This window comes from Vibrio sp. 1CM24A (assembly GCF_023161725.1).
Taxonomy (GTDB): Bacteria; Pseudomonadota; Gammaproteobacteria; order Enterobacterales; family Vibrionaceae; genus Vibrio; species Vibrio coralliirubri.
In genome coordinates this window covers 255,579-274,825 of sequence record NZ_JALNTS010000004.1, presented here as the reverse complement: position 1 = coordinate 274,825, position 19,247 = coordinate 255,579, and the positions used below count along the sequence as shown (strand labels likewise).

Below are 19,247 nucleotides of genomic sequence, written 5' to 3'. Positions count from 1 at the left end.
GATTCGAACCATCGAAGGCAGTGCCGGCAGATTTACAGTCTGCTCCCTTTGGCCACTCGGGAACCCCTCCAGGGTGTTTTTCCTAACTCATAATGGATAGGCTAAAGAGATGTTTTTCCCAACGCATCTCTCAAGTGCGGAGCGCATCATAGCAAACACGCTAAACCTGTAAAGGGTTTTTCTTATGGTTTTGTGTTAAATGCTGCCTTTTTGGGCAAAGATGGCGAAAAGTACGCATATTGCTCGTGAAGTGAACATCTGTACTAAGGTTTACGTACTGATAGGTAACACCTTGAGGTGACAGGCTTTCTGTATTGTGTTCAATGTGTCTAAAACGTGATGAAACGTAAATGGAATTTAATCTAGATTTACACTTCTTGACGTTACAGCATTTATCAGTTGATAGAATACGGTTAATTTCATTTATAGATTTCAAAATTAAACTTGCAGACCATTATTATGAAGCATAAATCTGTTTTAACCCTGCTTAGCTTGTCTATTCTTATGGCGTCTCCAGCCGTACTTGCTAAACGTATGGGCCCTAGCACTGTCACTGTTGTTACTGAGCAGGTTGATATTCACCAAGTTAGCCAATCTCTTTCGTTGGTCGGTAAGTTAGAAGCCGAGCAATCGGTAATGATCACTTCTGAAGTGGCTGGCAGAGTGGACTCTATCAACATTAAAGCTAATCAAGATGTCACTAAAGGGCAGATGTTGGTTCAGCTTGATGACGACAAAGCGAAAGCGGCGGTTGCAGAAGCGCAAGCTTATCTAAAAGACGAGCAACGTAAGCTAGCGGAATTTCAACGCCTAGTGAAACGTAACGCGATCACGCAAACTGAAATTGACGCTCAGAAAACGAACGTAGAGATCGCCAATGCTCGTTTAGCTGCTGCAAATGCCAACTTGAAAGATCTTCACATCAGCGCGCCATTCTCGGGCACTGTTGGTTTTATCGACTTTAGCCGCGGTAAAATGGTGACAGCAGGTACTGAACTCGTGACCCTAGACGACCTATCGGTAATGCAATTAGATCTGCAGATCCCGGAGCGCTACCTTTCTAAACTGTCTAAAGGTATGAAAGTAACGGCTCGTACTAGCGCATGGGGCGACACTCAGTTCACTGGTACTGTAGTAGGCATTGATTCTCGTATTAACGCTGAAACCTTGAACCTTCGAGTTCGAATCCACTTCGACAATAATAATGATTATCTAAAGCCAGGCATGCTAGTGGCAGCGGATATGGACTTCCCACCAGTAGAAGCGCCAATCATTCCCGTTCAAGCGCTTGAGTATTCAGGTACGAAGCGCTTCGTTTATGTTATTGACGAAGATAACAAAGCAACTCGTACAGAAGTATTCCTTGGCGCTCGTATTGATAACGAAGTCGTGATCGACAAAGGCATCGAAATTGGCCAGAAGATCGTGGTGCAAGGTATCGTGAATATGCGTGACGGTGTCTCGGTTCAAGAGCTTACTGTTAATCGCCCGGCTGATGCAGCAAGCGATAAAAAAGTACAAGAAGGCGTTAACTAATGTTGTTGTCTGATGTTTCTGTAAAGAGACCAGTAGCGGCCGTCGTATTGAGCCTACTATTGGTTGTGTTTGGTATTGTCTCTTTCAATAAGCTCGCAGTTCGTGAGATGCCAGATATTGAAAGCCCGGTGGTATCGATCAGTACTCGTTATGAGGGTGCGTCTGCCACCATCATTGAAAGCCAAATAACCTCCAATCTTGAAGACCAGTTATCCGGAATCAGTGGTATCGATGAGATCGAATCCACAACGCGTAACGGTATGTCGCGTATCACGATTACTTTTGAGCTTGGTTACGACCTCAATACCGGTGTGAGTGATGTTCGTGACGCCGTAGCTCGTGCGCAGCGTTCATTGCCCGATGAAGCCGATGACCCCATTGTTTACAAGAACAATGGTAGTGGTGAAGCTTCGGTCTACATTAACTTAAGTTCGACAGAGATGGACAGAACGCAGTTAACCGACTACACCGAACGTGTGTTGATTGACCGCTTTAGTTTGATTTCTGGCGTGAGCTCAGTGGATATCTCAGGTGGCTTGTACAAAGTAATGTATGTGAAGCTGAAACCTGCTCAGATGGCGGGTCGTGGCGTGACTACCTCGGACATCACTTCAGCTCTGAATAATGAGAACATTGAAAGCCCAGGTGGTGAAGTACGTAACGATGCGATTGTGATGTCGGTTCGTACTGCTCGTTCTTACACTGAAGCGGAAGATTTCGAATACCTAGTCGTTAAACGTGCCTCTGATAACACACCTATCTACTTAAAAGACGTAGCGGATGTTTACATTGGCGCAGAAAACGAGAACTCGACCTTTAAGAGTGACGGCGTTGTTAACGTAAGTATGGGTATTGTGCCTCAGTCAGATGCGAATCCACTTGAGGTGGCAGACTTAGTTCATAAAGAAGTCGAAGCAATTCAAAAGTTCTTGCCAGATGGTACTCGTTTAGCTGTCGATTATGACTCAACAGTATTCATCGACCGTTCTATTTCAGAGGTTTACAGCACGCTCTTTATCACGGGTGGCTTGGTTATCCTTGTGCTTTACATCTTTATTGGTCAAGCACGTGCAACACTTATTCCAGCGGTAACCGTACCTGTATCTCTGATCTCGTCGTTTATTGCCGCGTACTACTTCGGTTTTTCTATCAACCTGATTACCCTGATGGCACTTATCCTGTCGATTGGTTTGGTGGTCGATGATGCGATCGTGGTGGTTGAGAACATTTTCCACCATATTGAACGTGGTGAATCGCCACTGCTTGCCGCCTATAAAGGTACCCGTGAAGTAGGCTTTGCGGTAATCGCAACAACGCTTGTATTGGTAATGGTATTCCTACCAATCTCGTTCATGGACGGCATGGTTGGCCTGTTGTTTACTGAGTTCTCTGTATTGCTTGCTATGTCGGTGATCTTCTCGTCGCTAGTCGCATTGACGCTAACGCCAGTATTAGGCAGTAAGATCCTTAAAGCGAATGTGAAACCAAACCGCTTTAACCTGTTTGTCGAGCGCGTATTTGGCAAGCTTGAATCTGGTTACCGCGCGGTATTGCGCCGTGCTTTAAACTGGCGTTGGGCGGCTCCAATCATCATTATCGCGTGTATGGGCGGTAGTTATGGCTTGATGCAACAAGTGCCGTCGCAACTGACGCCACAAGAAGACCGTGGTGTTATCTTTGCGTTTGTTCGTGGTGCCGATGCAACCAGTTACAACCGCATGTCTGCCAACATGGACATCGTTGAAGAACGCTTAATGCCATTGCTTGGTCAAGGCTTCTTGAAGTCATTCAGTATTCAATCACCAGCGTTCGGTGGTAATGCGGGCGACCAAACGGGTTTCGTAATCATGATCCTAGAAGATTGGGATGAGCGTGACGTTACCGCACAAGAAGCGTTGAACGAAGTTCGTAAATCGTTGAATGGCATTCCAGATGTACGTGTATTCCCGTTCATGCCGGGCTTCAAAGGTGGTTCAAGTGAGCCAGTTCAATTCGTACTTGGCGGTTCTGATTACTCTGAACTTCAGAAGTGGGCAGAGCTCTTAAAGCAAGCGGCTGAAGACTCTCCAATGATGGAAGGAGCGGACATCGATTACTCTGAGAAAACACCAGAGCTATTGGTAACCGTAGATAAGCAGCGTGCAGCAGAGCTAGGTGTTAGCGTTTCAGACATTTCAGATACGTTAGAAATCATGCTTGGTGGACGCAGTGAAACCACCTTCGTTGACCGTGGTGAAGAGTACGACGTGTATCTGCGTGGTGATGAAAACAGCTTCAACAACGCGAACGACCTAAGCCAAATCTACATGCGAACTCAATCTGGTGAGCTGGTTACACTCGATACGCTGACGCACATTGAAGAAGTGGCATCATCGATTCGTTTGTCGCACTACAACAAGCAGAAATCGGTGACCATCAAGGCGAACCTAATGGAAGGTTACACGCTAGGTGACGCGCTCGATTTCCTTGATGAACAAGCGATTGAACAGTTACCGGGTGATATTTCAGTGAGCTACTCTGGCGAGTCAAAAGACTTCAAAGAGAACCAATCAAGTATCCTAGTGGTATTTGCTCTAGCAATGCTGGTCGCTTACTTGGTACTGGCCGCGCAGTTTGAAAGCTTCATTAACCCGCTGGTGGTGATGTTCACCGTACCTATGGGTATCTTTGGTGGCTTCTTAGGCTTGGTGCTGATGAGTCAAGGCCTCAACGTCTACAGCCAGATTGGTATGATCATGTTGATCGGTATGGTAACTAAAAACGGTATCTTGATCGTTGAGTTTGCTAACCAACTTCGTGACCGTGGTATCGAGTTTGAAAAGGCGATCATTGATGCTTCGGCTCGACGCTTACGTCCAATCATGATGACCGCATTTACCACGCTAGCAGGTGCAATACCATTGATTACCTCGACAGGCGCAGGCTATGAAAGCCGAGTGGCAGTGGGTACGGTTATCTTCTTCGGTATGGGCTTCGCGACACTGGTAACTCTGTTCGTTATCCCTGCGATGTACCGACTGATTTCTGGCTCAACACGCTCTCCGGGTCACGTGGAAGCGGAACTTAATAAAGAGCTTAGCCATGACAACGTGGGAAGAACCTCTCACGGTTAATGAACACGGAATAGTGTAACAATATTGAAAAGCCTGCGTTTGCTCCTAGCGAATTGCAGGCTTTTTTTGTATAACAAACAGAGCTCAACGAATTAATACAATAAATCGAATAAAGGAAAGTAAAGTGGCTGAATTTAAATACAAAGATCTTTCTCAAGAAGAACAAGATAAGCTGGATGCAGCAACCTTTCGTCGCCTGCTAGCACACCTAGATAACAATAAAGATGTGCAGAACATCGATCTGATGATCTTGGCTGGCTTCTGCCGAAACTGTTTCAGCAAATGGTACAAAGCGGAAGCAGAGCAACAAGGCTTAGACTTGGATATCGATGACGCTCGTGAGCGCGTATACGGCATGACTTACGATGAGTGGAAACAAAACCATCAGCCAAAAGCGACGCCTGAACAACTCGCGGCATTTGAAGCGAAGCAGAAGCCAGAGTAATTTGTTCTCGTTGGTGGTTGATTAATAGAATGAATAAACAAAAAGAGCCCATCAAGGGCTCTTTTCTATTTCGAACTATCGGTTTATATGAACTTAAGCCAGCTCACCTGTTTGCGAGAAAGCTTCTAGTTTCGCAGCATAAGGTTGTAGGTCACCAATATTCAGATTTACCCACTCGTCATTGAAGTAAGTGTCTAGGTAACGCTCACCGCTGTCACACAGTAAAGTCACGATAGAACCTTTTTCTCCACGTGCTTTCATTTCACTGGCTAGCTGAAGCACACCGTACATGTTAGTACCGGTTGATGCGCCAACCTTGCGGCCAAGAATGTCAGATAACCAATGTGTCGTTGCGATACTTGCTGCATCTGGAATTTTACGCATTTCGTCAACCACACCAGGAATGAAGCTTGGCTCTGCTCGTGGGCGACCAATGCCTTCAATCTTGCTGAATGTACTGCCTTTCACGTTCGCATTGCCGGTTTGGAAGTATTCGTGGAATACAGAGTTCTCAGGGTCCACAACACAAAGCTTAGTTTCATGTTGTTGGTAGCGAATGAAACGGCCAATTGTCGCTGAAGTACCGCCAGTACCTGGGCTCATTACTACCCAAGCTGGAACTGGGTGATCTTCCATCTGCATTTGATTGAAAATCGAGTTCGCGATGTTGTTGTTACCACGCCAGTCGGTTGCGCGCTCAGCGTAAGTAAATTGATCCATGTAGTGACCATTCAATTCTTCTGCTAAACGGCGAGACTCATCGTAAATTTCATCTGAGCGGTCAACAAGATGCGCTTGGCCGCCGTAGAATTCTATCTGCTCGATCTTTTTCTTCGCAGTGCATTTTGGCATTACCGCAATAAACGGCAGGCCAAGTAGGCGAGCAAAGTACGCTTCAGATACCGCAGTGCTACCCGATGAAGATTCAATGATTGTTGTTTCTGGACCAACCCAACCGTTACAGATAGCGTATAAGAAGAGAGAACGCGCTAAACGGTGCTTTAAAGAGCCTGTAGGGTGTGTGCTTTCATCTTTAAGGTAAACATCAATGCCTTCGATACTTGGTAGATCGAGCTTGATAAGGTGCGTATCCGCTGAGCGTTGGTAGTCCGCTTCAATTTTACGAATCGCGTTGTTAATCCATTGATGGTCAGTGCACATAAGCGTTCTCCTGAGCGAGTGTAGGAATTCTTTGTAATTGGTATGGTTCTAATTTATCCATATTCCGAGAGAAAAACTTTGCCATATTTGCTTTGTTTTGCTTAAATTGTAGAAAATTATTCTCTTTAAATGCGATTTGGTGAAAGTGTGATAGATGCCGTAGATAAAAAAATATTAGGGTTACTGCAAGAAGACAGCACCCTGTCATTGAACGATATTTCTGAAGCGGTCAACCTCACCACAACGCCTTGTTGGAAAAGGCTTAAGCGCCTCGAAGAGAACGGCATTATTGAGAAAAGAGTCGCACTTCTGAACCCAGAAAAACTGGATCTTTCCTTTACTGCGTTCGTATTAGTGAAAACCAGTGATCATTCTCATGAGTGGTATGGTCGTTTTGTGAATACTGTGTCGGAATTTCCAGAAGTGATGGAGTTCTATCGCATGGCTGGCGAATATGATTATATGATGAAGGTTCAGGTTAAAGACATGAAGTGCTTTGATGATTTCTATAAGCGCTTAGTGAATAGCATTGATGGTATTTCTAATGTGACCTCGACGTTTGCGATGGAACCATTGAAGTACACGACAGCATTGCCGCTTTAAGCTACTCCTAGTTACGCATTAACAATCGTCTCAGTTTAGATATCGCCTCTGCGATAAAGAAAAGGATTATTCATGTTTGCAAAAGTATCTACCGCTATCCAGCTGGTATTGGCGGTCGCCATTTTTTACTTGGGTTACACCATCTACTCATTGACCAATAAAGTCGGTGAAATCGTTGATACTTACCCGCAAGTTATCGAAGACATATCGGGCCTCACCAAAGGGCTCAAAGTAGAAGAGCTATTAGCGCTTGCTGAACATGTCAGCGATCTTGCTCCTCAGGTGTTAAACACTGTCGAAGACGTTAGAAAGACGATCGATGATGTGAATCAAACGGTAGCCTCGGTCGACAACAGAATCCCTGCGATTTTAGATGAAGTCAAAAATGTTCGAACGGAAGTCGAGCAGGTAAGAACCGATGTTATCCCACCAACATTAACGGAATTAAAGAGATACCGCGTAGATGTAATGCCACCTATGCTCGCTGAAAGTAAGTCTTACCGCGAACAGACTATTCCTGTCATCGTCACTGAATCTGAAATGCTACGAGCGGAAGTCCCAGGTATTTTGGCGCAAGCTAATTTGTTAGCGGATAAGAGTAAAGAGCTCGCTCAGGGAGCCGCAGAGGGCGCGGTGAAAGGCGTAGTGTTATCGCCATTTAACCTACTGCGTGATGCAGGTGATGGCATCAAAACGCGAGTTCAGAGCGAGTTTGAGCCAACGTTAGAAGTTGAGTAGGTTTTATTGATTTTTATGTGACGGGTTGTCTTAAGGGTCATTAAAGAAAGAGGCTAGGTATTGAACCTAGCCTCTTTTTGTTTGTGCGTAATTGGGGCTTGTAAGAAGCGTTTATCCGCTATTTATTTGAGCGCTATTTAGTAAAACGCATCACACCTTCTTGTACTGCCGTCGCTACCAGTTCACCTTTCTGATTAAAGATCTCGCCGCGCACTAGGCCGCGAGTGTTCGCTGCCGTTGGGCTTTCAATCGCATAAAGCAGCCATTCATCCATCTTGAATGGGCGATGGAACCAGATTGAATGGTCAATCGTCGCCACTTGGAAATTTGGCGTCATGATAGAGACTTCATGCGGGTGAAGCGCCGTCACCAAGAATCCCCAGTCCGATGCGTAAGCAAGCAGGTATTGGTGAATCAATTGGTTGTCTGGCATTGCGCCATTCGCTCTTACCCAAAGGTATTGTTTCGCTTCCGTCTTCTTAGGTTTCAGTGGATTTACCACGGTCACCGGGCGCATCTCAATCGGCTTTTCGCCACAGAAGGTTTTGCGCAGTTTCTCTGGTAAGAATTCCGCGATGTGGCTCGCTAATTCAGTTTCTGAGGCAAAGTTCTCTGGTCCAGGAATGTCAGGCATTGAAATCTGGTGCTCAAACCCTGGCGCATCGCCATGATAAGAAGCCGTGAGATAGAAAATAGGGCGGCCATTTTGAATCGCTTTTACACGGCGTGTGCTAAAGCTGCGTCCATCTCGTAGGTTCTCAACATCGTAAATGATTGGCTTTTCAGGATCGCCGGGAAACAGAAAATAACTGTGGAATGAGTGAACACTACGGTCGTCTTGGACGGTATAACGAGCAGCAGAAAGCGCTTGTCCCAATACCTGACCGCCGTATACCTGTGGTAGGCCTAGGTTCTCACTTTGCCCACGGAATAAACCTTCTTCCAGTTTTTCTAGCTGAAGTAAACTTAGTAATTCTTGTAAAGGTTGACTCATCGCCAGCATTCCTCTTCGTAAAATGGGTGTCAGATTATGGTGTTAATCATTTAGCTTAGTCAGATATCTGTCAATAAATCATAGGGTTTCAAGACAGAATATGAAAGCTCTCTTATAATTGGTCAGTAGATTTGCCGAGTCCGGCAAACATGTTGAGAGAAATTGAATATGAAAAAGGCTCTAATTCTTATTACGTCTTTAGTATCGTTTGGCCTACTTGTTGGTTGCCAAGCAACATCAGAAACGAACGCTTCTCAAGAAGTGGTTGCAGAGAACACTCAAGTGATTTCAGGAACAGTAAGCTACCGTGAAAGAATTGCATTGCCAGAGAATGCAGTAGTTACCGTTACGCTAGAAGATATCTCACTGGCTGACGCACCATCGACGGTTATCGCAACTCAAGAGTTCACCACAGACGGTAAGCAAGTACCGTTCGCATTCGAGTTAAGCTACGACAACGACAAAATTAAAGCTAACCACCGTTACAACATGCGCGCATCGATTCATGTTGACGGCAAACTGCGTTTCACAACGGACACGATTAAGTCAGTAATTACTGATGTAGAAAATACACAGCAAGCAGACCTACGTTTGGTTGGTGTTCGTTAATCAGAAATCGATGCCACTGTTAAGGCATCTTGATTGGCTTAACTTAGCCAGCTGAATCAGCGATTAGTGGCAGCTCTAGGGCTGCCATTTGTATATTCTGAGTTTGATCTTTCCTGCATCACTCACCTCAATCCCTTCTTTAACCAAATGCTTCTTTTGTCGGTCGAACGAATCACCCTTTAAAGATATTTCACCCTTGCTGTTTATCACTCGATACCAAGGCAGTTTGCTACCTTCTGGCAGGTTACCCAGCGCTTTACCAACATGGCGCGCATAGCCCGGAAATCCTGAAAAACGTGCTATGTCTCCATAAGTTGTTACTTTTCCATATGGAATTTGGTGAATCACAGCAAAGATTTGGCTCAAAAATTGGTCCATACTAAATGTTCCTAGTTCATAAATACCAATCACAGTAAGTGTTCAAAAATAGCGCAGGGAAAAAGCTTGAGAGCAAGGCCGCTCTTTTTGATAAGAAGTTTTGATAAGTAGTTATTCTACAATCAAAAAATCTAACGAGGTTATCGAGTTTTTTAACAAGCTAGGGTGACCAGTTAATTACTACGATTGGTATGGTACCACGGATCGGTAGAAGGAGAGGGCTATGGTATTTACAACGTTTCAGTTTTTGATCACCACATTATTAGCGGTTGTCTGCGCGAGAGCAATCAGTTTAAGTGAGGGAGATATCCCGGTGCTTGCAATGGTAATTCCTGCATTATGGGTTTTACCGCAGGGAGGCATAGCAGGATTAGCTTTGCTTGCTGCTATGACCACTTATGGTCTAACCCTTCCTTTACAGCCTATCACGCTGTCTGTCAGTGCGTGGGTACTATTCCCGCTATTGATGGTGGTCTTCTCAAGACGCAGTAGTTTGTCGGTCGTGATTATTTCCGGCTTGATTGTGACTACTTTGCAGGTCGGGATCATGGTGACACAATCAGCAGGCAAGCTTGAAGGCGTCCCGTGGGTTACCACACTTCAAACCTTATCAATCATCGTGATTTGGTGGGCGGCAAATCATCTTAAGCCTGCTAGCCGACACAGCTGGTGGTCATTAGGCTTAATACTTCCATTATGGATAGCCGATTTACCTTATGCTGCTTTGGTGGCCTTGTGTATAACGGGCATCATGGCATCGATGGAAACGCTGACGCGCTTGAAAACCTTCCGCTGGAATAAACTACTGTGTTGGACACTGCCAACGGTCGGTTTTGCGGCTCTGGTGATTACTCCAAGCATCGAAGTACCGAGCCCTGTCTTTGTGGTGTGGTTGTGTCTATTAGGTACCGCGTGGATGACAGACTACATCATTCGCACAGAAGATAACGAAGACATCGATATCTAGTTCTACTGCAATCCAAATCTTCCAAATGCGGGTAAATGGTGAATTTACCTGCGATTTTCTAATGGTTTGAATAAAGGATAAGCACTTAGACCGCAATTGTTCAAAAATAGGGTGGAAGGGCTTGCAATGGTTGCTGTGATGCTTAATAATCCAATCACTCTTTGAGGCAAGCCTCTTAGAAAACGAATCTATGGGGGCCTGGTCCTCCCGCAACAATAGCTCGTGAACTCGGTCAGGCCTGGAAGGGAGCAGCCGCAGCGAGTGACTTGTGTGCCGGGATGTGGCTGGGTTCCCACCCCTTAAAAAAGCCGCTCTTAACGAGCGGCTTTTTGCTATCTGAAGCATAAGAAATCAATAACTTAGACTCTCCATACTAGAGCGAGTTGGCTTTAGTATTAAAATGGGCTTTGTTTCCTAATTCAAATTTTGATAAACAATCCCCTGCGCAGCTAATTACTAGGTGATTGCTATCCTTTCAGATTTATCTAGCCCTGTTAGCTTGTTTAACACATTTCTTATCGCGTAAGCTCCTCCAGACTCGTCGCTTCGCGTCAATTCCATGCTTTTTAACTTTCCATTTACCCCCACCGTAGATTCATTGGTTAAGTCGTTAAACAAACGAGATCTTCCAAAGTTTCTTTGTTTGATCTGTTGTCACTGTTGGATAACTTTATTCATCGTTCCAAAATGTTAGTGAACCACCATTGATAAAAATTTGTTTAATAGTGGCTCCAGTTAGTTGTTTTATATTAAGGCTTGGTCATTAGTCTAAGTCTTTGAATGAACTTAATAGATCAAACTGTGAGTTGAAGGTTCAGTGCTTTGATTTAGGAAACAAAGCTCCCTTCATGGTTATCTGGCTGTCAAATTAGTTAAATACTATATGTTGACCGGAATTAATATATACATAACCAATAAGAATATCTTTAAGATGGGTATAGTCGTTTATCATCAATTAGAGCGCTTGTTAGATAAAGCGGATGGCTAAATAAACCTTTTTTAACAATAGCTTATTTCGATGCGATAAATTTAACAACACATCAGAAATCTGTTTATTTGTTGTCGAACGCGTCATTTTCAGGCACTATCTACATGCATACAGTGTGTTTACTCTTTTTAACTTTTGAGGTGCGACCATGACGGAGCTATCTATACTCGCTACAAACATCGATCAGCGAAAAAAAGACCTAAACATCCGTACAAATATTGAAATTGCTCGTTTATCTGGTGTTAGCCGTGCAGTGATCACTAATATCATGCTACATCCAGAAAAAAGCATAATGCTGGATAGTGCAATTTCTTTAGCTAATGCTTTGGATTGCCGTCTAGAATGGCTAGCTACTGGTAATGGACCTGTTAACTATGACGACGTTGTTCGTCACGCTCGTATCAAATTCGGTTCTCCAGTAGTGACAATGCAGGAATTGTCAGCGAGCAGCATTAAGGATCTTCTTGAGGATTTGATGGAAGACGAACACCGCGAGCGCTTGCCTTGTCCAGCTCGCAGTAGTGAAACTACATTTATTATTCGTCTGAACAACAATGTGGGCCGTTATTTTGCTGGTGGCATGATCTTTTTTGATTATGATAAAACGGCAGTTTCTGGTGATTTGGTCTTGGCGCGAGTGCGTGAGGGGGTTATGCCAGAAATAATGGAGTACCAAATTGCTCACGGTCGTGAGTTCTTGAAATCAATGAATCCTGATATTCCAGAAGATCTAAAATTTATCGAAATGAGTGATTCTATTAAAATTATTGCGGCGTTCTCTGCATTTGCAGTAATCTAACACGGCATTAATATCCAAAAAATCATATCATATCAAATCAAAAGCCTAGCGCTCGCTAGGTTTTTTATCTCGAACAATTCTAAATTTGTACACTTGGTATGCCCTCATAAAATATACCCTCTAATCGCTTCACTACTTTTTCAACTTACTGCACCATGCATGTTCATGATCCTAAAAGAGAAAAGCCCACTTCATTCTGCAGGTAGGCTTTAACAAGGTAATTATGGCTGACAAGACTCCCCAATCGGTTGATGTGTCCGTAAACAACCTAACTTGAATGTTTCAAACTCTAGAAAGCCTCTCTTCACTTCGAAATCTAGTGTAGCAAGCGTTCGAGGTAACAAACGCCTTTCGGTAGCGAGCCTAGTTACACATCTTATGTAAGGCTTTTTGGTGTTTTTTATAGTTCTTCTCGAATATTTAACTTGAGATATTTGGCAATTTCTAACAAGGCGTCGCGTTCAACATGATAAATCGACTCACCAGCTCGAAGTATGAAAGCTACCGGATTTAGGTCATCAGCACCAATATGAGTAAGTTTAACGTTACAAGTTTGCTCTGCTTGTACCGTGATCCCTTCACCAATAGAAATGAACACAAGGCTATCGTTGGGTCTGTTAATCGTTAACTTAGCGCCCATTGTTTCTAGTATTAACTTGTTATCTACAATCATTAGCTAACCTTTTCACTTTCAATTTTATAACCGTATGATCAATTTCTTTATCCGTCATATGGCGCGTCGTTTCATACTGTTGAGGTTTTTTTGTAGGTGCTTTACTTTTTGAGTGAGCGATAAATCACCTAAACTAAACGTTACAGCACTTATAATGAGAGCAATGCCGACGGTTTGTAAATGATGTTTAATGTTCATCAGTGGTCTCTTATATCTCGTTATTCAGCCCGTGATTTGTCATAGCTTTGTGTCAAGTTTCCATTTGCTGGCATCGACAAGACTTAATGGATTGACGTTTATCATGTTCAGCAATTGCAGGTACTTAAAACACTGATCAGAATCCGTTAATAGTGTCGCTGCTATTGTTGTTAATAAGAACGTTCACCCAACATAAGTTAGACTGTGAATTGATAGGTTTATCATTCAGCTTTGAATTAAAGGTGATTGTTGATATCGCTAATTACCTATGCGGTGTTTTTACTGCGTACCACTAAATGGTTAGTAGATCAGTGGTCAAAGCCCTCAGGGACTGTTAGAGCGTCTTTACAGGGCTATACTCGCGTGGATTGATACTGTTCTACGGTGCTTAGTACAACTCTTAATGTTCATAACATGATTAATATAATGCACAGGCCCGATGTGGCTATTGGTTGTAGGCATTAAAAAAGGGCCATCCAATGGCCCTTTATTCATTTCGATATACACACTTATGTATACACATCACCTGTAACGTCTTCTGACGTTAAAGCATTCAACTTTTTAACCGTTTTCAGCAGGTTTGCAGCCTCCGCTGTCGTTTCCGCAATAAAAGCCTTGGTACTGTCGTCAAGAGGCTCTTTTATTTCCATCAATGTGGAAACAACACGTAAATCACGCTGTAGTTTAGTTATCATATCGGACCTCGTAGTTAGTTGAATGTAATGTGAGCAGAACAACAATATAGAGTATTTACTCAAAGTCCTCACTGTTTATGTGCAAATAGTGATTTCAGTATTGTGTATTATAATGATAACTATTAACATGTACTCTATGGGGTTGCTGTTGCATACGCGCCTGAAATACTTATTTATTGATTAAAAAATTGTTTTTTAATCTGACTCATATACTTAGCATTGTAGTGTGCCCAATTACTGCTTGTTGTTGCTTAATTTGATGTGAACGAATAGATCGCATCAGCGCTGAACCATTCATCTCGTATTCCACACTCCATGGGAAAGATCTTCGGCCTAGCGTGCGCCTGGCGCTCAATGAATTTTATTAATGATTCTGGCCTTGGCCACACTTCTACAATCTTAATGTTAAATGGTGCGGTCTTTTTTAGTGACCTAATACGCTTGTGATAGTTATAGCTCAAAACGTATTTACGATCGCCGATTTCGTTTCAAGAATATAGAGATACATGGCCTAACATTGTGCAGTGTAATCTGGATACGGATGTATACACTTATGACTCGATCGTAAACAATGTGAATTAAAGGAAGCGAATTTCGACATCGCCCAATCTATAACCTGAATTTCATCAGAATGGCGTCACATCCAAAATCCTCGTAGTAGAGAGTTGCCGCGTACTCCTCTCTCAAACTGTTGATTTTTTCCAGCTGTTCTTTAAAGGTCAGATTTTTATCGTAAAGCGCATTTTCTTTGCTATACAAATCTAGGTAGCCACGTGCGTAATATTCGCCAGTTTTCTGGTTAACAATCGAAATGTTCTTATGGGTAGCGAAATAATCAAAGGACTCCACAGCATCATAGTTTTTGCTCGCCTCAGCCAAGTAGGCGCATGCGCCTATAGATTCATCAAAATTCAAATAAGTCGTTGGTACGCCGATTGACACTTCAGCATTAGCAGCACCAACAACGAGCAGTAACATTAATAGGGTTAGTTTCTTCACCTTCATTTACCTCTAACAAATAGCGCCAAAAGAAATAAGTATTTTTTTGGCCCTTGTATGGAATACCAAATGGCCTGCCTAAAACGCTCACAATGATTCTGTAAGCATCGTTATGGTTTTTTTGAGCATAAAATCGCTTGTTTGAAAACGATATCTCTGCAGTATCACCACGCTCGCGTGTATAGCGCTCTGATATTAAGTCTTCTCGTGAAAATTCGTAGCCAGCTTCTAGTAACTGATTCACGATCAATTTTTTCTGTTCATCCGTTGTTTTTTTCATCGTTATATTCATCGTCTGATGTCGATATCTACCAGTTATCCCAAAGGGCCATAATGATGCATACCGACTCGGAAATAATATTTAGCGTTGTGCTGATGCAATAGCTATACGCTTGTTTTCAAGCTCTAGGTAGTACTCATCGACATAGTATTTAACCGAATCGCGCAATTCGCTTATGGTATCGGTTTCAAACTCTACGATTAGTAAAACATCTACAACCTTGCACACGTACAGGTCCTGACTGCTTGATGACTGTTCACGGCGCATAAGCATCACACGAACGCCACGATATGCAAATGCGCAAAAATCATCGTGGTTTAAGTTTGCACTGCGCATATTTACGAACTTTGGGAGTTTTAACATGTTCACTCTTGGGTGTTGGTCGGTCATTTCTATCCACCTTGCGTTTGCTGGGTGTCTCGAATATAAACAAGAAGGGCGCAATTGTAAACAATGAAGGTAAAAGTGATCGGTTCAGAACATTACTTTGAGTTTAACCGCAGTGCTGTCTAAATCTAAGTCTGGATATTCTGTATTTAGTTCCCCTCCGACTTCAAAAGAAACACTAGTGTCTTCGCTTACGTGGTACTCAATGCCACCAGCATAGTTTATGAGTTCATCATTTTGATCCCTGACAGATTCCAGCACTTCACCTTGACTAACCTCTGTTGGGCGCTGGTCATCGCCTATGAAATTTATGCTTGCGCATCCCTGTAAAATGACAGCCACGATTATTACTATTCTTTTCATAAGATCCTTAACGCAAAAAAGCGGCCCGTTAGGGCCGCAATAGTAATCACAAGGGTAATGTGAATTTAGAAAGTAAGTTTAGCTCCTAGCATTGCGTTGTTTGCTGTGTTGCCAGTCCCATCGTTTAGTACTTCTTGGTATGCTGCGTAGCTAACGAAGTTAGGTGTAAAGTCGTAGTTCATTTCAATAGCAGAATGTTCCACGTTTTCTTTAGCGCTATCTTTATCAAGCATGGTGTAAGTCGCTACAAATGAAATCTCGTTAGTAGCTTTGAATCTTGCCGCTGTTTCGTAGCCTTTGAAGTCATCACCTTTATCTGAACCATCGTAACCAATACCTGATAAGTAAATGCTTTCTGAATTCCACTTAATACCCACAATGCCATCTGTGCTGTCCTTACCAATATCGTAAGTTTCAATAGCGTAAGCACCTGTTAGACCAAAACCGGCACCAATTTCGTAGCTGGCAGCTGCGCCGTAGCCAGCATCGATGGTTTGCTTCAGTGTTGATTCTGGTACGAAATTGCCAGTTTTAGAATCTACGTGTGCATCTTCGTGGAATAAAACCTTGCCGTCTTCACCACCGAAGTTAACGTGCGTACGTAGAGTAAGATCGCCCAAATGAGAAATGGCTAGAATTGAGTTCTTGGCGCGGTCTGCTGTAAGTGGTTTGATGTTACCGTCACCGCCGTAAGTGTTCATGATATCGGTGTAATCAGTAGTTAGTTCTAGTGCGCCATCAGTTTGACCATAGTAGATCTCGTTATTTTCAGTCGCGAAACCAACATACATATGTTTCGGTAGGATGTTCTCACCGCTAGCGTTGTATTCTTGCTCTAGATAACCAACTGCATCGACGTCTTTACCAATGTCTTGAGTAACTTTAATGTGCAGACGTGCTCGAGAAATGTCATTCGTTTTGTGAACATCTTCACTTTGGTATTGTCCACGAGCTTCAACTCGACCACCTACATTGATACCAAAACCGTCCTGTTCGTAAACTTGAGCCGCGTTAGCTCCAGTTGATGTTGCTGCAATAAAAATAGCAAGAATTGTTAATTTTTTCATCTTAAGTTCCATAAATTACTGTCTAGAAAACTTGTAAACATTAATATCTGCTAAAAATGAAAAATATATGTATATTTGCAATCATTGTTTTATTGTTTTGATCGTATACTTATTTGTACTGATCGTGAACTCTATTTGCGAGCTTAATGATCTTAGTTCACTGTCCAGATAAAGCCTCGACGCTCTTTCTCCGTCGGGGCTTTCTCATATATGACATATGGCATATGGCATACGAGGAATTGTTATGCCTGCTACCTAATCCTGATTTTACTCAACCACAAAAAAGTGATGAGCTAAACAATGGTTTGCAAGTCGTTGCTAAGTGCTCTTACCTGTATTCACGATTAGAAATAACAAAAAGTCGCCTATCTAAGCGACTTTTTTATTGTGCTTGATGTGATTCGAAGAATAGCTTTTGAGCTATGTCTTAGTAAAAATAGGATCTGTTATCACATACTCGTTGGTATCTAGCGACTGCAGTGACCGAGGCCATAATAAATACCAAACTGGTATTACTTGCATTGGTCGCCATTGTGCTATTTAGCTTCTTTGTTTAGCATATTGATATACATAAGCGTTACCATGCCTAGACCTAATAATTGCCATAAGTATTGGCCATCGTCAGCCCCCGTGATTGTTTGGCTGAATAGCATTACGCTTGTTACACATAGAGACGCAATTGCAGCCAATCGAGTGAAAGTAAGATCGATGTGGCCAGTTAGAAACTCTTGGTTTAAAACACTGCGTAGAATGAATAGAACAGGCATGATCTGCAGACCAATAAGTACCGGGAACATAAATGGGAACATGGGGCTTAATAGCGCATGACCTATTTCTGATTTATCCCATGTTCCGACAATGTACTCGGCCCAACCTGCATACGTATCACCATGTGGTACTGAGCCTGGTGATACGAAACCCATTAGAATGCTGAAAAACTTATCTACCACACCATTCTTAAACCAGAATATGAATAGAAAGATCTGCACAGGAATGATTTGGAAATTTAACTTGCTTAGTGCGTTCATTGTTTTTGTCCTAGTTACGAGCTCTATGCTCTCTTATCCGGGTGTACCGGGTTACTTAACCTTTCCCTTGGTGTACAGCGACTAGCATCCATAACTAACCGCTTATTCGTTTCTATTGGGTTTTATCTCACCACTGCCGATATGACGGGCAATAGTCTCGAACCTGTGAATGTTGCAATTACTTTTCTCGTTCTGCATTTCACGTAGGAGCATTGAAATACAAATTTCCAAAACGTTTCTCTTCATTGCTAACAAGTCATATTTAGCTTGTCTTGTCTTTACTCATGCTTGTTCCTGCAAGGCAATGAAGTATTCAAGTGCACGACGAACGTCTTCAAAACGGCACTTAGGCGCAAAATTCATCGCTTGCACGTGATTCATGGAGAACAACAAAGTAACGCAGTCCTGCTTTGAATTAGGGAGGTATGGAACGCGGCACGCCCATTCGTTATAGAGCTCAGTGATAGCAATCATTTCATGCTCACGTGGGCGCGGTGCTTGGGGATATGTAGCGTCCACCAGTTGTGGTGCGCGTTCAATCTTAGTAATAAGCGTGTTTTGATTGATCATGGTGTCCACTAGTCGTGTAGCCAGTAGTAAACCTGAAATTTCTTGATCGCTTGCGCTAAGGGCAGCTAAACGCAAATGGTCTTTCATTTGGGCCAAAGTTAAATACTGAGCCTCATGGAAATTATTCAATGTCATATTTAATGAGCTCTTGTTCGTATGAATTATTTACTATCTGCATTGCTTCTACTGAGCCGCCAACGTCTGGGTGGAATGCTTTGCAAAGTATCTTGTAACGCGCTTTGATTTCGTTCTTAGTCGGTTTATGGCCAAACATGAATAAAATACTTGAGTCAGATTCACTAATTACTAGCTTGTTGTACTCGCCGATTAGTTTATGTTGACGCTCAAGACCTCTTTCGATAACGCCGCTCTGTTTAACTGAAAGCTTTTCAAGTTGAATACAGCAAGTCTCAAGGCGATTCTTATAGCGATCTAAGACAGTTATCCTCAATTCGCTGGCGCGTTCTTTCTCTTTCATTAACTTGATACTGTTGTTCAGACTCTTGAGGTACCCGTTTAGAAGTAAAGAACCAGATCCCATGGCTGCTACTGTTAGCAATACTGCAATCTCTAGATCGGTTGCGCTTACCCACATTAAAATTCCTTAGAATTGATAAATAAGTTGTAAAAAAGGACCGTTATAAACATGTATGGGG

General features: G+C 42.9%; 21 protein-coding genes, 1 other RNA gene and 1 pseudogene. 9 read left to right on the top strand and 14 right to left on the bottom strand.

Annotation, left to right across the window (positions count from 1 at the left end; genetic code table 11):
• Positions 1-459: 459 nt before the first annotated feature.
• The 3 genes from MSG38_RS11165 (at position 460) to MSG38_RS11155 (ending at position 5,094) form a co-directional block, all read left to right on the top strand.
• Positions 460-1,536 carry an efflux RND transporter periplasmic adaptor subunit gene (locus MSG38_RS11165; RefSeq protein WP_248401869.1) on the top strand — a complete coding sequence of 359 codons (1,077 nt, stop codon included), beginning with the start codon at positions 460-462 and terminating at the stop codon, positions 1,534-1,536.
• Positions 1,536-4,649, top strand: coding sequence for a multidrug efflux RND transporter permease subunit (gene vexH, locus MSG38_RS11160; RefSeq protein ID WP_248401868.1), 3,114 nt, complete (start codon positions 1,536-1,538; stop codon positions 4,647-4,649). The genes MSG38_RS11165 and vexH overlap by 1 nt, the downstream gene beginning before the upstream one ends.
• Before the next feature lie 124 nt (positions 4,650-4,773).
• A complete protein-coding gene (locus tag MSG38_RS11155; protein ID WP_004736423.1) occupies positions 4,774-5,094 on the top strand; it encodes a DUF1244 domain-containing protein in 321 nt (106 codons plus the stop codon).
• A 93-nt stretch (positions 5,095-5,187) separates the two neighbouring features.
• Here MSG38_RS11155 and MSG38_RS11150 read toward each other — a convergent pair whose 3' ends face one another.
• Positions 5,188-6,255 (bottom strand): PLP-dependent cysteine synthase family protein, encoded by a 1,068-nt coding sequence (locus tag MSG38_RS11150; RefSeq protein ID WP_017064069.1) that lies wholly within the window; start codon positions 6,253-6,255, stop codon positions 5,188-5,190.
• A gap of 129 nt (positions 6,256-6,384) precedes the next feature.
• Here MSG38_RS11150 and MSG38_RS11145 point away from each other — a divergent pair, with 129 nt between their 5' ends.
• Together MSG38_RS11145 and MSG38_RS11140 are read left to right on the top strand one after the other, a co-directional pair.
• Complete coding sequence (locus MSG38_RS11145) at positions 6,385-6,858, top strand: Lrp/AsnC family transcriptional regulator (protein ID WP_017062025.1); 474 nt, start codon at positions 6,385-6,387, stop codon at positions 6,856-6,858.
• 72 nt (positions 6,859-6,930) lie between these two features.
• The gene (locus tag MSG38_RS11140) at positions 6,931-7,596 is read left to right on the top strand and encodes a hypothetical protein (RefSeq protein ID WP_059021110.1); all 666 of its coding nucleotides are present in this window, start codon (positions 6,931-6,933) and stop codon (positions 7,594-7,596) included.
• Between the two features lie 133 nt (positions 7,597-7,729).
• Here the strand turns inward: MSG38_RS11140 and tesB are convergent, their stop codons facing one another.
• Positions 7,730-8,590: an acyl-CoA thioesterase II gene (gene tesB, locus MSG38_RS11135; RefSeq protein ID WP_029224039.1), complete on the bottom strand. Its 861-nt coding sequence runs from the start codon at positions 8,588-8,590 to the stop codon at positions 7,730-7,732.
• A gap of 168 nt (positions 8,591-8,758) precedes the next feature.
• Here tesB and MSG38_RS11130 point away from each other — a divergent pair, with 168 nt between their 5' ends.
• Positions 8,759-9,199, top strand: a complete 441-nt coding sequence (locus MSG38_RS11130) for a YbaY family lipoprotein (protein WP_048609270.1) — start codon at positions 8,759-8,761, stop codon at positions 9,197-9,199.
• A gap of 75 nt (positions 9,200-9,274) precedes the next feature.
• On the opposite strand, the gene MSG38_RS11125 is transcribed toward MSG38_RS11130, so the two are convergent.
• Positions 9,275-9,577, bottom strand: coding sequence for an MGMT family protein (locus MSG38_RS11125; protein WP_059021108.1), 303 nt, complete (start codon positions 9,575-9,577; stop codon positions 9,275-9,277).
• Between the two features lie 223 nt (positions 9,578-9,800).
• Here MSG38_RS11125 and MSG38_RS11120 point away from each other — a divergent pair, with 223 nt between their 5' ends.
• Positions 9,801-10,544 carry a hypothetical protein gene (locus tag MSG38_RS11120; RefSeq protein WP_248401867.1) on the top strand — a complete coding sequence of 248 codons (744 nt, stop codon included), beginning with the start codon at positions 9,801-9,803 and terminating at the stop codon, positions 10,542-10,544.
• Between the two features lie 196 nt (positions 10,545-10,740).
• Positions 10,741-10,837: signal recognition particle sRNA small type (ffs, locus tag MSG38_RS11115), an RNA gene on the top strand.
• Positions 10,838-11,067: 230 nt separating this feature from the next.
• Here ffs and MSG38_RS11110 read toward each other — a convergent pair.
• Positions 11,068-11,308, bottom strand: a pseudogene (locus MSG38_RS11110) (hypothetical protein); the annotation flags it as partial.
• 372 nt (positions 11,309-11,680) lie between these two features.
• Between MSG38_RS11110 and MSG38_RS11105 the strand changes: the two are divergent.
• Positions 11,681-12,331, top strand: a complete 651-nt coding sequence (locus tag MSG38_RS11105; protein WP_050634784.1) for a helix-turn-helix domain-containing protein — start codon at positions 11,681-11,683, stop codon at positions 12,329-12,331.
• A gap of 400 nt (positions 12,332-12,731) precedes the next feature.
• Here MSG38_RS11105 and MSG38_RS11100 read toward each other — a convergent pair whose 3' ends face one another.
• The 10 genes from MSG38_RS11100 to MSG38_RS11055 form a co-directional block, all read right to left on the bottom strand.
• The gene (locus MSG38_RS11100; protein ID WP_050634783.1) at positions 12,732-13,004 is read right to left on the bottom strand and encodes a hypothetical protein; all 273 of its coding nucleotides are present in this window, start codon (positions 13,002-13,004) and stop codon (positions 12,732-12,734) included.
• 707 nt (positions 13,005-13,711) lie between these two features.
• Positions 13,712-13,897 (bottom strand): hypothetical protein, encoded by a 186-nt coding sequence (locus tag MSG38_RS11095; RefSeq protein ID WP_050634782.1) that lies wholly within the window; start codon positions 13,895-13,897, stop codon positions 13,712-13,714.
• Between the two features lie 609 nt (positions 13,898-14,506).
• Positions 14,507-14,896 (bottom strand): hypothetical protein, encoded by a 390-nt coding sequence (locus tag MSG38_RS11090; RefSeq protein ID WP_140402843.1) that lies wholly within the window; start codon positions 14,894-14,896, stop codon positions 14,507-14,509.
• Positions 14,847-15,176, bottom strand: a complete 330-nt coding sequence (locus MSG38_RS11085) for a hypothetical protein (RefSeq protein WP_248401866.1) — start codon at positions 15,174-15,176, stop codon at positions 14,847-14,849. Before MSG38_RS11085 ends, MSG38_RS11090 begins: the two co-directional genes overlap by 50 nt.
• 81 nt (positions 15,177-15,257) lie before the next feature.
• Positions 15,258-15,566, bottom strand: a complete 309-nt coding sequence (locus tag MSG38_RS11080; RefSeq protein WP_050634780.1) for a hypothetical protein — start codon at positions 15,564-15,566, stop codon at positions 15,258-15,260.
• 84 nt (positions 15,567-15,650) lie between these two features.
• Positions 15,651-15,926, bottom strand: coding sequence for a hypothetical protein (locus MSG38_RS11075; protein WP_052879784.1), 276 nt, complete (start codon positions 15,924-15,926; stop codon positions 15,651-15,653).
• Positions 15,927-15,991: 65 nt separating this feature from the next.
• On the bottom strand, positions 15,992-16,993 hold the full coding sequence (locus MSG38_RS11070) for a porin (protein ID WP_248401865.1): 1,002 nt from the start codon (positions 16,991-16,993) through the stop codon (positions 15,992-15,994).
• Between the two features lie 536 nt (positions 16,994-17,529).
• A complete protein-coding gene (locus tag MSG38_RS11065) occupies positions 17,530-18,021 on the bottom strand; it encodes a hypothetical protein (RefSeq protein ID WP_050634777.1) in 492 nt (163 codons plus the stop codon).
• Between the two features lie 282 nt (positions 18,022-18,303).
• Positions 18,304-18,726 (bottom strand): hypothetical protein, encoded by a 423-nt coding sequence (locus MSG38_RS11060; protein ID WP_248401864.1) that lies wholly within the window; start codon positions 18,724-18,726, stop codon positions 18,304-18,306.
• Positions 18,713-19,186 carry a J domain-containing protein gene (locus tag MSG38_RS11055; protein ID WP_017093466.1) on the bottom strand — a complete coding sequence of 158 codons (474 nt, stop codon included), beginning with the start codon at positions 19,184-19,186 and terminating at the stop codon, positions 18,713-18,715. Before MSG38_RS11055 ends, MSG38_RS11060 begins: the two co-directional genes overlap by 14 nt.
• Between the last annotated feature and the right edge of the window lie 61 nt (positions 19,187-19,247).